Here is a 14,838-nt window from a genome sequence, read left to right as displayed (position 1 = left end):
TGCTATCCTTTCAATGAGTGCTGACTGGTTTTTTCAATGTGTCCGTTGTCCAATATCAATACCCGCTCGGGTAAACGCAGTGCCGCCAGATGATATTGTGTTTGGGCGGGTGCAATGTTTTTTTGCCGCTCACGCCAGCGTGCGCCGACAGAAAAATCAACACAAAATACATTGTGGTGTTTTCCCAGCCAATGATGCGGTTCTTCGGTGATGAGTTTTTTGCGATGATGCGGTTCAATGCTTGGCTGCCATTGCCGCCAATAATGTCCGATGATGATGGGTGTACCGCCGCTGTAATCATGCCACCACGGTTGGCGCACGGTGAAACGCCAGCGGCCGTTCATGTAAAACGGTTGTGCAGATAAGGTTTCTGCGCCGCGGGTAATGGTGCGAATGGGGTTGGCAAAGCTGTGCGCCAAGTCGTAGTGTGCCTGCCCGGGTAAAAACGGCATGGCATAATCAGGGTCTTCTAAGGCTACCTGAAAAACGGTTTGCTCTGTTTGGTAGTCTGCAAACCATTCGCCGATGTGAAACGCGGCGTGAAATTGTTGTTCCCAGCGGCGGTATTGCGGTATTAACGGTAAATCGGCAGCGGCGATTTTTGCCAAACTTTCAGGCAGCCAAGCGGCATGTACCACACACAAATCGCTTCGCTGTAATACCAGCGGCCATGCCGATAGGGCATCAACCAATGCGGCGCGTTTTTCTGCGGGATAGTGCTGCCAAGGTGCGTAACGTTGTTCGTCTTGGGGGCGATCAGGGAAAAACCAGCCTGAGCCGTCTTTGGCATCGTTAATCAGTAAATTGATTTCATGATTGCCCAATATGGCAAACGCCCGTTCTGCGGCAACCGCATTCAATACCCAATGCAGTACTGCGGGGCTGTCGGGACCGCGATCGCATAAATCGCCGACAAATACCAATTTTCGCCCTTGCGGATGTTTGCCTTGTTCATTGTAGCCCAAGTGATGCAGTAAATTTTCCAAAGCCGTCCACTCGCCATGCACATCGCCCACAATATCCAGTGCTTGGTTTTCAGGCAGATTTTGCAATAGTGACGGCATAGGCGTTTATCCTTGGTGTTGAGAATCAGTTGAATATAAAGTCGGTTTGCATCACAAGGTTAAAGGTTAAAATGGAATACTGTATTGTGGATAAAAGTATGTTGCTAATGTAAATCTATGTTATTTAAGAGATAATCAATTATTCAATTTATTTTTCAGGCTGCCTGAAAAATGTACCAATACTGCAAATTATATGATGTTGCGTGATTCAATGCGGCAATTCGCGGCAAAAGCAACGCATCAGCAAACAATAAATGGCGGCGGCAGACAGGCAATCAATCAATGTGTTTTCACTTTTCAGGTTGCCTGAAAACATCAGCACGATGCTTGCCGCCGATTTTTCACTTTAAAAATGACGAATTACACTGCGTATTTTTGCAACTGTGCCGCTACTTTCTCCAATTTTTCTTGTAAATCAGCCAATTCGGCGCGGTCTTTTTCAACCAAATGGGCAGGTGCTTTGTCGGTGTAGCCGGGTTTGCCGAGCTTGGTTTGGATTTTATCAACGGCTTTTTGCAGTTTTTCGGCTTCTTTTGTTAAGCGCGCTGTTTCTGCCGCTTTATCCACTTCCACTTGCAGCATTAAGCGTGCGCCTTGACACACGGCAACGGGTGCATCGTTGTTTTCAGGCAGCCTGTCGGTGCGGTGGGCTTGGCTTAAGCGAGCCATCAGTGGCAGATAAGGTAAAAAGTCATCAAAAGCGGCATCGCCCTCAATCCACAGCGGGGCTTTTACGCCCATGCCTAAGCCCATTTCTCCGCGCAAATTGCGCACTGCGCCGATTAAGTCTTGCAAACTTGCCATTTTATCCAAAGACGGTTGAACAATTTTGGCGGGATTGGCTTGCGGCCACGTTGCCAGCATAATGCTGTCGCTGTGTTTGGCGTTGGCAAGCGGGGCGATGTGCTGCCACAGTTCTTCGGTAATAAAGGGCATAATCGGGTGCAGCAAACGAAGCACCACTTCCAAAACACGCACCAGTGTTCGGCGGGTGGCGCGTTGTGCGGCTTCATCGGGGTTTTGTAACTGCACTTTTGCCAATTCCAAATACCAATCGCAGTATTCGTTCCACACAAATTCATACAGGGTTTGTGCCGCCATGTCGAAGCGATAAGTATCCAATGCTTGGGTTACGGCAGATTCTGTTTGCTGTAAGCGTGAAATCAGCCATTCATCAACAAAGCTGAATGCTAAGGGCAGATTTTCGTCTTGTCCGCAGTCTTTGCCTTCAATATTCATCAGTACAAAACGGGCGGCATTCCACAATTTGTTGCAGAAATTTCGGTAGCCTTCGGCACGTTTGAAATCAAAATTGATGTTGCGTCCAAGGCTGGCATAGCTTGCCATGGTGAAGCGCAGTGCATCTGCGCCGAAAACAGGAATGCCTTCGGGAAACAGTTTTTCGGTGGCTTTTTTGACTTGCGGGGCCTTTTCAGGGCGGCGTAAACCGGTGGTGCGTTTAATTAACAGCTTGTCTAAATCAATGCCGTCGATTAAGTCCACGGGGTCAATCACGTTGCCTTCCGACTTAGACATTTTTTTGCCTTCATGATCGCGCACCATGCCGTGGATATACACATCGTGAAACGGTATTTTTCCGGTGAAGTGGGTGGTCATCATTATCATGCGCGCTACCCAGAAAAAGATGATTTCGTAGCCGGTTACCAATACATTTGATGGCAAAAAGGCGCGTAATTCGGCGGTGTCGGCTGGCCAGCCCAAAGTGGAAAACGGCACGAGCGCGGAAGAAAACCATGTGTCCAATACGTCTTCATCGCGGCGCAAATGGATATTTTCACCGGCTTGCCGCTGTGCTTCGGCCTCTGTTCGTGCCACATAGATGTTGCCGTTATCGTCATACCATGCCGGAATTTGGTGTCCCCACCACAATTGCCGAGAAATACACCAATCTTGAATGTTGTTCATCCATTGATTGTAGGTATTGACCCAGTTTTCAGGAATAAAGCGCACTTGTCCGCTGTCAATGGCGTGTTTGGCTTTTTGTGCCAAGCTCATGCCCGTGAATTCGGATTGCGGTTCGGGGTGCGGGCAATTTTGTTGTGGTGCAGCCGTCATGGCAACAAACCATTGGCTGGTGAGCATGGGTTCAATCACGCTGCCGGTGCGGTCGCCCTTGGGTGTCATCAGCGTATGTGCTTTCACTTCTGCCAGAAAGCCGCCTGCTTCCAAGTCTGCAACCAATTGTTTGCGGGCAGCAAAACGGTCTAAGCCTGCATAGGCTTCAGGCAGCCTGATGCTGTCGGTTTGCTGTCCGCTGAAGTTAAAGACTTCGGCATTTCTCAATACTTTTGCTGTTAAATCAAATACATTAATTAATTCGGTTTGGTGGCGTTTGCCGACTTCGTAGTCATTAAAATCGTGCGCCGGTGTGATTTTCACGCAGCCTGTGCCAAATGCTTTATCAACGTATTCATCGGCAATCACGGGAATGGTGCGCCCCGTGAGCGGCAGTATGAGTTGTTTGCCGATTAGATGGGCATAGCGTTCGTCATCGGGGTGTACCGCTACGGCTACGTCGCCCAGCATGGTTTCGGGGCGTGTGGTTGCCACGATTAAGGCTTCTTTGGGATTGTCTGCCAAGGGATAGCGAATGTGCCACATGCTGCCTTGTTCTTCGATGCTCTCTACTTCCAAATCCGATACCGCCGTGCCGAGAACAGGGTCCCAGTTTACCAAGCGTTTGCCGCGGTAAATCAAGCCTTGTTCAAACAGGCGCACAAATACTTCGGTAACCGCTGCGGCGCGGGTGTCGTCCATGGTGAAGTATTCGCGGCTCCAATCCACCGAACAGCCAACGCGGCGCATTTGTTCGGTAATTGTGCTGCCGGAAACGGCTTTCCACGCCCATATTTTTTCCAGAAATGCCGCTCGTCCCAAATCATGGCGGCTGATGCCTTGTTCACCCAGCTGCCGTTCCACCACAATTTGTGTGGCAATACCTGCGTGATCCGAACCCGGAATCCAGCATACATTTTCGCTTTTCATGCGGTGATAACGTGTCAATCCGTCCATAATCGTTTGGTTAAACGCATGCCCCATGTGCAATGTGCCGGTTACATTCGGCGGCGGTAATTGAATGGAAAATGCTTTTTCAGACAAATCCATATTGGGTTGGAAAGAGCCGTTTTTTTCCCAAATATTGTAAAGGCGGGTTTCAATGTCGGCGGGAGAATATTGATTGTTTTGCATGGTGAATGGTTGTATTAAGCAAAGTTAAATGTGTAATCAGAAATTATAGCCCAGAACCGTTCAGGCTGCCTGAAAGCGATGGATATGCGATGTTAAATCCAAATTATCTATTTGATTTAAATGTTATTTAAGATGCTTTGATGTTTTTCAGGCAGCCTGAATAGGAAAGGCATCACCATTTATTTTCTTTTCCGTTTAATTCTTGGGTGATGCTTTGCAAAAACGTCAGACGAATCGGTGAAATCAAGCCGTTTTCGGTAGCGGTTTTGACTGCACAATCGGGTTCTTTTTGGTGGGTGCAGTTGTGAAAACGGCATTTTCCGATTAAATGACGCATGTCAGGGAAATAGCTGAGTAAATCAACTGCATTCAGGTGATGCAAACCAAAGGCTTGCAAACCCGGGGAATCAATCAGTTGGCTACTGTTGTCCAAGTCATACAATTGAGCGTGGGTGGTGGTGTGCTTGCCTGAATCAAGTGCATCGGAAATGATGCCGACGCGAGCAGTATCTGTTCCCAATAAGGCGTTGATGAGTGTGGATTTACCCATGCCGGATTGACCGAGCAGAATGGTGCATTGCCGATCTAATATCGGCAGTAAAACATCAATATTGTCTAGGGCACTGAGTGCTAATACGGGGTAAAACTGTTGGTAAAACGCGAGTTTTTGCTGCCATTTTTCGGTTTGCGGCAAATCGGCTTTGTTGAGGGCGATAATCGGCTGTATGTGTGCCGCTTCGGCTGCCAATAATGCCCGCTGCAATAATGTTTCGCTGGGCGTGGGGCTGGCAGCGAGAACAATCAATACTTGGCTGACGTTGGCGGCAATTAATTTGCTGCGGGTTTGGTCTTGCCGATAGAGCAGGTTTTTTCGCGGTAAATAATCTTCGATAACCACTTGTTCTTGATTGATGCGTCCGATGTGTACCCAATCGCCGCAGGCAAAATCCACACGTTTTTTGCGTGCAGTGGCTTCGTAAACCGTATTGTCGGCAGTGCGTACAATAAAACGGCGGCCATAATTGGCGATGATTTGGGCTTGGTTGGATTTATTCAAGGGTGAACCTGTTCGATTGGGATTATTGGCTCATTTTGCTGAGCAATGCTTGTTTTAATGCCAGCTGGTGAGCGGGGTTTTCCAGCTGCGGTGCGTAAATCAGAAAACTGTCTTCCACACGTTCGTCTAAGGTGGCGATTTTGGCGTATTTCAGGCTGATGTTCATTTCCGCCAAAATTTCGGCAATATTTGCCAATAAATAGCGTCGGTTAAATGTGATGATTTCTAAGATGTACCAGCCGGTTTTGTCTTCTTCGGGTGTAATTTCCACTTGCGGGGCAATCGGCAAATGGCGGCTGCGCCGTCCGATGGATTTTTGGATTGGGTTGCACAGAGCGGTTTGGTTGGGTGTGCTGATAAATTGGTTTAACGATTCTTGTACGCGGCGCTGTAGGCGTTGGAGATCATGTGGCTGGCAGCCTTCAGGCAGCCCGATAATAAAAGTATCCAAGATGAAATCGTGTTCGGTAATGTGGGCGCGGGCGGCGAGAATGTTTAAATCGTGGCGGCTGAAAATGGTACACAAGCAGGCAAACAGTTTTTCACGGTTGGGCAGATACACCATGACTTGCATGGCATCGTTGCCGGGCAATAAACGGATGTGGGCTTGTGCTTCGTGCTCGTGATTAATCAAAAAGGGTAAATGCCAGAGAATTTCTTGCATTTCGTGGCGCACAAAATAGGCTTTGCCTAAAATTTTCCACAATTGACGCTGTTGCTGCTCTTGAATATTCAGGCGGCTTAATTCGTTTAAGGCGCGTTGCTGGCGGTTGCTGACGACAACGGTTTGGTCGTGCTGCTCGCCTGACAATACTTTTAAGGCTGCTTGAAACAGGTTTTCCAGCAATCCGGCTTTCCAGCTGTTCCAGATTTTTGGGTTGGTGCCGCGAATATCGGCAACGGTGAGTAAATACAGGGCGGTGAGCCGACGGCGGGTTTTGACGCGGTTGCAGAATTTGGCAATCACGGCAGCGTCTTGAATGTCTTCTTTTTGTGCGGTTGCCGACATCAACAGGTGATCTTCCACCAGCCATGTCAATAAATCGGTTTCTTCGGTATTTAAAAAATGATCTTCGGCAAAACGTCGGGCATCGGCAACGCCTTCAACGGCATGATCACCGCCGCGCCCTTTGGCGATGTCGTGAAAAAAAGCCGCCAGATACAACAGGTGTTTTTCTTCAAAGGAATACATCAAACCGGAGGCAAACGGCAATTCGTGGCTGTGTTCGTCCATTGCCAAACGGCGCATATTGCGCACCACCATTAAGATGTGGTCATCAACGGGATAAATATGAAATAAATCGTGCTGCAACAGTCCGACAATTTTTTGCCAAGCGGGCAGATACCGCCCCAATACGCCGTATAAATTTAAGAAGCGCAGCAAATGGGTTAAGCCGCTGCCGTGTTTGAAAAAGCCGATAAATAAGCGGCGGTTGTCGATGTTTTGGTAAAAATCCGCACCCACGGTTTGCGCCGCGCCCCACCAGCCGCGCAGGGTTTGCGGTGCCATACCGCTGACTTCAGGGTGCTGCTGCAATAATGCGGCTGCCTGAAAAATATGAGAAGGTTTTTTTTGGAACAGTTTTTTGTCATCAACTGCCAATAAGCCATTGACTTGATAATAATTTTCATCAATACGTGAGGTGATGCGCGGCAATACGGAATAAACGCGTCCGCGCAGCATCGGCAGAATAATGTCGTTCAGCTGCTTAACGGATTTGGTAGCACGATAAAACACGTGCATCAGTTTTTCGCTTTTGCGGTATTTATTGTCGTCTTGAAATCCCATGTTTTGTGCCACTTGGCTTTGCAAGTCGAAAATCAGCCGTTCTTCGGCGCGCCCCGCAACCAAGTGCAAATCAATGCGGATTTTTGCCAGCTGGCGGTGGCTGTGAATCAGCAATGCCGCTTCATTGCGAGTAAGAATATGTTGTTGCACCAAATAATGAAAATTCGGGCGTATGCCTTGCACTTGTGCCAGCCACATCATGGTATGAATATCGCGCAAGCCGCCCGGTGCGGTTTTGACATTGGCTTCCAGCTGGCTGGCTGAACCCTGTGCTTTATTGTAGCGCTGCTGCTGTTCCAGTAATTTACCTTCAATAAAGACGGCAACATCGCGCTGTTGATTGAGACAGCTGATGAGCCGATCTGCCAATTGGTGTTTACCGCAAATAAAACGGCTTTCCAAAAACGCGGTATCGCCGGTTAAATCTTCATGCGCACTGATACACAATTCGGCAACTGTGCCGATTTTGGCGGCGGGCATCAGATTCATGTCCCATAAGGCTTGAACAAAGGTGGCAATGCGCTCTTGCAAGTCGGCATCAGGTGCGTTGGCGGTAACAATTGCCAAATCTAAATCAGAATAAGGATAAATTTCACCGCGCCCGAAGCCGCCGGTGGCGAGTAAACACATTTCATCATGATGAAACCATTCTTGCCACAATACCGCCAAAGCATATTCCAAGGCTTTAATGGATTGCTGAAAAAACACCGAGATTCGCCGCTTATTCAAGTAATTTTGGATAATTTGCTGTTTTTTTTGTGTTAATTCTTGTGCCACGGCTTGGCAGGTTTTGCAGGGCAAAGGCGCGCTCATACAGGGTTTTCCGTTTTGATACTGTGTTGATAAGCCAATTGTATCGGTTTAATTTGTGCCAACCGCGCTTGCTCAATGGCAGCGGCAATGTTTTTCGGGTCTTGGGCAGCGGCAATGGCGCGGGTGTCTATGTTTGAGGCTACCTGAAGCAGGTTTAACCAATGCTGCCGCTGCGGATAGGGTGTATTTTCTTTATTTTTGCGTCCGCGTACGTCTGCCAGACACACGTTCAAAACATGAATAAATCGCTGCGGACGGCGGAAAGCATCGGTTTTTTTCAATATGTTCAAGATGGTTTTCGGTTTCAGGTGTGCAACCGAATGAATGCGGATATGCCACACACACGCCAGTTGTGCGCATTCGGCGCATTGTTTGGGTACACGCCAGCGGTGGTTTATATTGATTACCGATTTTTCTCCCGCCAAATCATGCCCGTGATGATGAGGCAAAATATGCGGCGGTGTTAATGCTTTGCCCACGTCGTGCAGCAGGGCGGCGTAGCGTTCAGGCAGACTTAAATTTAAATCGGCGGCGGTTTGCAATGTCATTAAAGTGTGAATGCCGCAATCAATTTCAGGGTGGTGATTCGCCGGCTGAGGCACGCCGAACAGTGCATTTACTTCAGGCAGCAGCACCGCCAATGCGCCGCAATCGTGCAATACCGTTATCATGCGCGCGGCTTGTTTTTCCATTAAACCTTTGGCAAATTCCTGCCACACCCGCTCGGCAACCAAAGCATCGGCTTCACCGTCGGCAACCATATTGCGCATCAATTGCATGGTATCGGCGGCAATTTCAAAATCATAACGTGCGGCAAAACGCGCCGCCCGCAAAATACGCACGGGGTCTTCGGCAAAAGCAGGGCTGACGTGGCGCAATATCCCTGCTTGTAAATCTGCCTGTCCGCCGTAAGGGTCGATGAGTGTGCCGTTTTCGTCTTTCGCCATGGCGTTGATGGTGAAATCACGGCGCAGTAAATCTTGTTCTAAAGTAACGCTGCTGTCTGCATAGAATTGGAAACCGGCGTAACCGGCAGCGGTTTTGCGCTCGGTTCTTGCCAGCGCATATTCTTCATGGGTTTGCGGGTGTAGAAATACAGGAAAATCTTTGCCGACGGGTATGAATCCGCGCGACACCATCATCTCGGCATTTGCACCCACCACCACCCAGTCGCAATCCGTTTGAGGCAAGCCCAAAAGTTCATCGCGTACTGCGCCGCCCACCAGATAAATTTGCATACGTATTGATAAATCCAATCATGATTTTCAGACATCAGGCTGCCTGAAAAAATAATGTGTTACCGCATTGTTGCACTTGAATTTCTAATTCTATATTGAGAATGTCAAAAGTCAATCAATGTTTGTGGTTCAGGGCATTAACAGGCGGGTAATCGTTCGTTTTTTGCGGCTTAACTTTAATCTTTGCTGAAACAACGAAAGAATAAGCCTGAAATGAAAAGGTTTGCGTTCGGTAGAATACCGAGCCCAGACCATGACGTGTAAATGATTGGTATTGGGGCAACAAAAAACGCGGGCAATATTTAGTTACCCGCGTTTTTTTGTTATTGTTTATTCATTGTCATTGGTGGTGGCGATTACTTCTTCTAAAGTGGTAACGCCTTGCATGACTTTCAGCAAACCCGCACGGCGCATTTCCACAAAGCCTTCTTTTAAAGCCTGTCTGCGAATATCCACTTCATTGCCGTTGTTCATGATAATTTCTTGCACAGACGGCGTGATTTTCAGCACTTCATAAATACCGGCACGTCCTTTATAACCTTTACCCTTGCAGCGATCACAGCCGACAGCGCGGTACATTGTCCATTCTTTTGCCAAGTCTTCGTCATTGAAGCCGGCTTTTTTCAGTGCAAATTCCGGCGGGCGTTCCATGGGTGCTTTGCAGGAACACAGCCGCCGTGCCAACCGCTGCGCCACAATCAGGCTCACTGCGCTGGCAATGTTAAACGGAGCAACACCCATGTTTAACATGCGCGATAAGGTTGCCGGTGCATTGTTGGTGTGTAAGGTAGAAAATACCATATGACCGGTTGACGCGGCTTTAATGGCAATATCGGCGGTTTCCAAATCGCGAATCTCACCAATCATAATGACATCAGGATCTTGCCGTAAAAACGCTTTCAAGGCAGAGGCAAAAGTCAGCCCTTGTTTGTCATTCATATTTACTTGGTTGATGCCGGGCAAATTAATCTCGGCAGGGTCTTCGGCTGTGGAAATATTAATGTCTTCGGTGTTGAGAATATTCAAACAGGTATAGAGGGTAACGGTTTTACCTGAACCCGTTGGTCCCACCACCAACACCATGCCATAGGGTAAATTAACCGCTTCCATCAGCAATTCTTTTTGGAACGGCTCAAAACCCAGCTGATCCACTTGCAGCATACCGGCATCGGAATTCAAAATACGCATTACGATTTTTTCGCCAAACAGCGTGGGCAAGGTGTTTACACGAAAATCAATGGGCTTGGCACTGGACTTAAACTGCAAACGAATCCGCCCGTCTTGCGGTACTCGTTTTTCAGAAATATCCATTTTTGACATTACTTTGATGCGTGAAGCAACTTGGTCGCGGATATTTAAGGGCATGCGTGCCACTTCTTTGAGCTGACCGTCAATGCGGAAACGCACCCGAGCCATTTCTTCGTAAAACTCAAAATGAATATCCGATGCGCCGTTGTTTAAGGCATCAGACAACATTTTGTAAACAAAACGAGAAATCGGACCGTCTTCTTCAGTGGCTTCATCGGCATTGGCTACTTGATTGGATACCTCCGACAAACCGGACATGCTGCCTAATTCACCCATTAATGCAGATGATCGGTCGTCAAGATTTTCCAAAAGCTGGTTGAGCTGATTGTCTTGAACAATCACCAAATCCGCGCTTAATTGGACAGTGAACGCCAGTTTTTGATAGGCTTGAATCGGGGTCGGGTCAGATACTGCCAAAAATAAATGGCTGCCGCGCTTGAATATCGGCACACAGCGATTACTGCGCATTTGATCGGTGGTTAATATACCGTTTATCAATAAACTTTGATTATAGTTATGTAAATCCAGCAGCGGAAAATGAAAGGTTTGCGACAAAAATATCGCAAGTTTCAGTGGGTCAATGGCACCGGATTTAAATAATTCCGGCATCATGTTGGGATTTTTTTCTAAAGATTCCCGCAGCTTTTCGGCTTGCTCCGAACTGATGATTTTGTGTTGGTATAATACGCGCAGTAAACCGATACTCATGGTGTTTTTCCAAAATGGTCAGACCCGAAACGGGCAGAAAGCCAATAATTAATTGAAGTGATAATTATAAGACAAATTGAGCTTTGACTAGCATCAACTAAGCCACTTCCCAATAGTCCACATACAATTGCAATTCTTGCTGCTGCTGCCACTCATTGGCAATCGGACGGTACACGGCGCGAATGCTGTCGGGCAAAATATCAGTGCAGCGGAAAAACATGGCTTCAAATATTTTTCCGTCTTTACATAAACCGGCTTTTAAATGCCCGCTGCCCACAGCTTTTTGCCACCGCACTTCAAAGTTGTCATGAAAACAGGGTGGCGCAAAGCCTTGCCCCCACACTGCCGCACCCAATTCTCGGGCGTGTTGCAGGGTTAATTCATCGGCGTTGAGTGTGCCGTCGGTGAGGTAATGCTGGTTTAAGTCTTCTGGTTGCAGATACTCTTGGCAAACGGCTTCAAAGGCTGCCTGAAAACGTGGGAAATTGGCTTGGGAAATGGTTAAACCCGCGGCGGCGGCATGTCCGCCGAATTGAATGATTAAATCGGGTTCACGTTTGCTGACCAAATCAAGTGCATCGCGTAAATGTAAAGCGGCAATGGAACGACCGGAACCGCGTAATTTATCGTTGTCGGCAGGTGCAAAAACAATGGCGGGGCGGTTAAAACGTTCGCGCAAACGGCCGGCAACAATGCCAATCACGCCTTGATGCCAGTCATTCCGATACACCACTGCACTGTAGCGTTGATCAATGTTGATGTCGTTTAAACCCATTAAGGCTTCATCCAGCATACCGTGTTCGATTTGGCGGCGTTCGCGGTTCAGATTGTCTAACTGAGCCGCCAATGCGTTTGCTTGTGTTTCGGTTTCCGCCAGCAAGCAGGCGATGCCCAAGCTCATGTCATCTAAGCGTCCGGCAGCATTTAAGCGAGGTGCAACGGCAAAGCCCAAATCAAAACAAGCGGCTTTTCGCCAATCGCGTTTGGCAATATGAAAAAGGGCACGGATACCGATGCACATTTTTCCGCTGCGTATGCGTTTCAAACCTTGTGCCACTAAGATACGGTTATTGTGATCCAGCGTTACCACGTCAGCAACCGTACCCAGTGCGACTAAGTCCAGCCATTGAGCCATAACGGGTTCAGGCAGCCTGTGATTAAAATGATTTTGTTCACGCAACAGACGGCGCAGGGCGCATAACACATAAAACATCACGCCCACACCGGCTAAAGCCTTGCTGGCGAAAGCATCATCAGGCTGATTAGGATTAACAATCACGCAATCGGGCAGCGTATCACCGGGTAAATGGTGATCGGTTATCAAAACATCGATACCCAATTGCTGCGCCCGCTCAACGCCTGCCAAGGCAGCAATGCCGTTGTCCACGGTCAGCAGCACTTGAGCACCGGCATCGGCGGCAAGCTGTGCCAGCGCGGGCGACAGACCATAGCCGTGTTCAAAACGGTTGGGAACGAGAAAATCAACCACGCCGCCCATACTGCGCAAGCCTTTTACGCCCAAGGCACAGGCAGTGGCACCATCGGCATCGTAGTCGGCAACAATCACAATTCGTTCTTGCAAACGGATAGCGGCAGCCAAGCGGGTGCAGAGTGTGTTGATGTTTTTTAAGCCGTCAAACGGCAGCAAGGTTTTAAGGTTGTCTTGGGTTTCATCGGCATTTTTGACTTGCCGCGCCGCATAGAGCCGTGCTTGCAAGGGTGCAATGCCGCTTGCCAGCAGGGTTTGGTACACGTCTTGATTAAATGTGCGGCAAAAAATTTGTGCGCTCATTGCCATACCCCATTAAAGCGCGGCATTTTGTGCCGTTTGTGAAAAAATGAAGTCAATAAACCGGGTTTGCGCACGGTTAAACAACCGCCGTGTTCACCGGAAAGATGCAGCTGTAATGTATCCAGATTTCCGTTTTTCAACGCATCGAGACAAGGAACAAACCAATTTTTATCCCATTTATGCAGCTGTTCAATATAGATCTGCGCATTTGCCGAAAGAACCGATTCACTGAAAATTTCACTGAAAAATGTATGCACATCGCCTCCGTTTTCAGGCAGCTTGTGATGTAAATCTTGCCATGAGGCGGGTGGGCTTTGCAGCGGTTTGTTCGACCATTGATTGTCGGCATATAAGATACTGTTGTCAGCATCACCGCATAAATCATGCTCAAACCAGATGCCATTGATTTCATGCAGCCCATTTTCTTGACGTGTTTGATTAAACGGCTGTTGATGCAGCCACATTTGTATTTCGGTTTGTAAACGCAATATTATTTTGGCATCTTCACCGCAAGGTTTGCTGTGTCCGTCCAAAAAACCGTCTAAATCCAAGAGTGAGGGCACATGAAAGTCCAAAGTTTTCGGCAGGGTGAGCAGCCATAAGTCAGCGCGGTAGGGCAATAATTGCCAGCCGTCTTTGTTGAACCAGTTGCTGAAGCCGGCACAAATCACTTGTGCTTCATACAAGCTGATGTGTAAAGACTTGCCGCTCAAATATTGCACATGATGCATTCCTGCCTGCTGGTGTAAAGGGCTGCACAAAAGTGCGGGCTTATCTTCAGGCAGCCTGAATTCGGTTTTGATGTGGCGGAGCAAAGACCGGCGGCACAAAAAATGTGCATAAAACGCGCTGTTTAAAGCATATTTGTTTTGCCATGTGCCGAAACGTCGTAAAGTGTTTAAGCCCGTCAGCGGGATTTCGGGTAAGGAAATTTTTGGGTATTGCCAAAAAAAGCGGGGCAGGACAAGATTGAGGTGCATATTTGATGTTTTTTTGATTGATGGCAATTTTAAGTCAAATAAAAATATCGTGCAGTGAAGTGGCTGATTATACGGTATTTGAGCAGACAATCATTTACTGCTGTTTTTGCTGCGGTTAATTGGATACAAAAAAGGGCGGAGAACCCGCCCTTTTTAATTTGAATGGCATGTGTCACTTTTCAGGTGAAATACACAATGTCAATTATTTTGTTGAATTGGGTTAGTTTTCTTGGTTTTATTGCGTTGATTTTTAATTTCTCCAGTGGCTTTGACTTTTTGATCAAGGGGCTGTTTGGCAGTTTGATCAAGAGGTTGCTTGGCAGTTTGATCAAGGGGTTGTTTGGCAGTTTGATCAAGGGGTTGTTTGGCAGTTTGATCAAGGGGTCGTTTGGCAGTCTTCATCATATCTTGTTTTTGATTGAAATAAGTTTGCTGCTGTTGCGGCGTTAATACTTGGAAAATAGCGTGTTCTTGTTTCAATCGCTGCAATTCTATGGCATCGCGCTGTTGATTTATTGCTTGGACCAAGGTGCGTGCTTTAGGCTCATTAAAAGTTTTGTCTTTTAACAAATCATCTTTTTGTTCAGATAATTGCTGCTGTTGATTTTTCGCACTTTCGCGTTTTTCGGTACTCTGACGGTATTGTTCGCGAATTTGTTGAATTTGTGTTTTTTGACTGCTACTCAAATTGATGTTTTCGAGGAATAGCAGACCATGAGGCGGTGCGGCTTGAACCGTCAGTGAGGTGAAAGAAAGTGCGGCGGCACTGATCAGTAAAACATGACGAAAAGATTTCATAAGTAATTACTCCTTTGATTGTTTCAGAAAAATAACAATGGTATTGATTTACAACTATTAATTATATTACAGGCAGACGTA

At 47.5% G+C, this 14,838-nt stretch carries 9 protein-coding genes; all 9 read right to left on the bottom strand.

The features are described from left to right. Window positions 1–2: 2 nt before the first annotated feature. On the bottom strand, window positions 3–1,064 hold the full coding sequence (locus Q384_RS12210; RefSeq protein WP_037588636.1) for a metallophosphoesterase: 1,062 nt from the start codon (window positions 1,062–1,064) through the stop codon (window positions 3–5). Between the two features lie 360 nt (window positions 1,065–1,424). Beyond that, window positions 1,425–4,274, bottom strand: a complete 2,850-nt coding sequence (locus Q384_RS12205) for a valine--tRNA ligase (protein WP_037588635.1) — start codon at window positions 4,272–4,274, stop codon at window positions 1,425–1,427. Window positions 4,275–4,446: 172 nt separating this feature from the next. Beyond that, window positions 4,447–5,331, bottom strand: a complete 885-nt coding sequence (gene rsgA, locus Q384_RS12200; RefSeq protein WP_037588632.1) for a ribosome small subunit-dependent GTPase A — start codon at window positions 5,329–5,331, stop codon at window positions 4,447–4,449. A 22-nt stretch (window positions 5,332–5,353) separates the two neighbouring features. Next, the gene (gene glnD, locus Q384_RS12195) at window positions 5,354–7,933 is read right to left on the bottom strand and encodes a [protein-PII] uridylyltransferase (protein WP_037588631.1); all 2,580 of its coding nucleotides are present in this window, start codon (window positions 7,931–7,933) and stop codon (window positions 5,354–5,356) included. Then, complete coding sequence (locus tag Q384_RS12190; protein ID WP_037588629.1) at window positions 7,930–9,171, bottom strand: multifunctional CCA addition/repair protein; 1,242 nt, start codon at window positions 9,169–9,171, stop codon at window positions 7,930–7,932. The genes glnD and Q384_RS12190 overlap by 4 nt, the downstream gene beginning before the upstream one ends. Window positions 9,172–9,501: 330 nt before the next feature. Further along, window positions 9,502–11,187, bottom strand: coding sequence for a type IV-A pilus assembly ATPase PilB (gene pilB, locus Q384_RS12185; protein WP_037588627.1), 1,686 nt, complete (start codon window positions 11,185–11,187; stop codon window positions 9,502–9,504). A gap of 97 nt (window positions 11,188–11,284) precedes the next feature. Continuing rightward, window positions 11,285–12,979, bottom strand: a complete 1,695-nt coding sequence (gene recJ, locus Q384_RS12180) for a single-stranded-DNA-specific exonuclease RecJ (protein WP_037588678.1) — start codon at window positions 12,977–12,979, stop codon at window positions 11,285–11,287. Further along, on the bottom strand, window positions 12,976–13,959 hold the full coding sequence (locus Q384_RS12175) for a hypothetical protein (protein ID WP_037588625.1): 984 nt from the start codon (window positions 13,957–13,959) through the stop codon (window positions 12,976–12,978). The genes recJ and Q384_RS12175 overlap by 4 nt, the downstream gene beginning before the upstream one ends. A gap of 198 nt (window positions 13,960–14,157) precedes the next feature. Next, a complete protein-coding gene (locus Q384_RS12170; protein WP_037588624.1) occupies window positions 14,158–14,757 on the bottom strand; it encodes a Spy/CpxP family protein refolding chaperone in 600 nt (199 codons plus the stop codon). Window positions 14,758–14,838 lie beyond the last annotated feature (81 nt).

Origin of the sequence: Stenoxybacter acetivorans DSM 19021 (assembly GCF_000745895.1) — a bacterium.
GTDB classification, from domain to species: domain Bacteria; phylum Pseudomonadota; class Gammaproteobacteria; order Burkholderiales; family Neisseriaceae; genus Stenoxybacter; species Stenoxybacter acetivorans.
This window is presented reverse-complemented; position numbering and strand designations above follow the sequence as displayed.

What these genes read in the sequence shown, in the direction of transcription:
- Q384_RS12170 (WP_037588624.1), bottom strand. Translation starts at nt 14,757, where the DNA reads ATGAAATCTTTTCGTCATGTTTTACTGATCAGTGCCGCCGCACTTTCT.
- pilB (WP_037588627.1), bottom strand. Translation starts at nt 11,187, where the DNA reads ATGAGTATCGGTTTACTGCGCGTATTATACCAACACAAAATCATCAGT.
- Q384_RS12175 (WP_037588625.1), bottom strand. Translation starts at nt 13,959, where the DNA reads ATGCACCTCAATCTTGTCCTGCCCCGCTTTTTTTGGCAATACCCAAAA.
- Q384_RS12205 (WP_037588635.1), bottom strand. Translation starts at nt 4,274, where the DNA reads ATGCAAAACAATCAATATTCTCCCGCCGACATTGAAACCCGCCTTTAC.
- Q384_RS12210 (WP_037588636.1), bottom strand. Translation starts at nt 1,064, where the DNA reads ATGCCGTCACTATTGCAAAATCTGCCTGAAAACCAAGCACTGGATATT.
- Q384_RS12190 (WP_037588629.1), bottom strand. Translation starts at nt 9,171, where the DNA reads ATGCAAATTTATCTGGTGGGCGGCGCAGTACGCGATGAACTTTTGGGC.
- glnD (WP_037588631.1), bottom strand. Translation starts at nt 7,933, where the DNA reads ATGAGCGCGCCTTTGCCCTGCAAAACCTGCCAAGCCGTGGCACAAGAA.
- recJ (WP_037588678.1), bottom strand. Translation starts at nt 12,979, where the DNA reads ATGAGCGCACAAATTTTTTGCCGCACATTTAATCAAGACGTGTACCAA.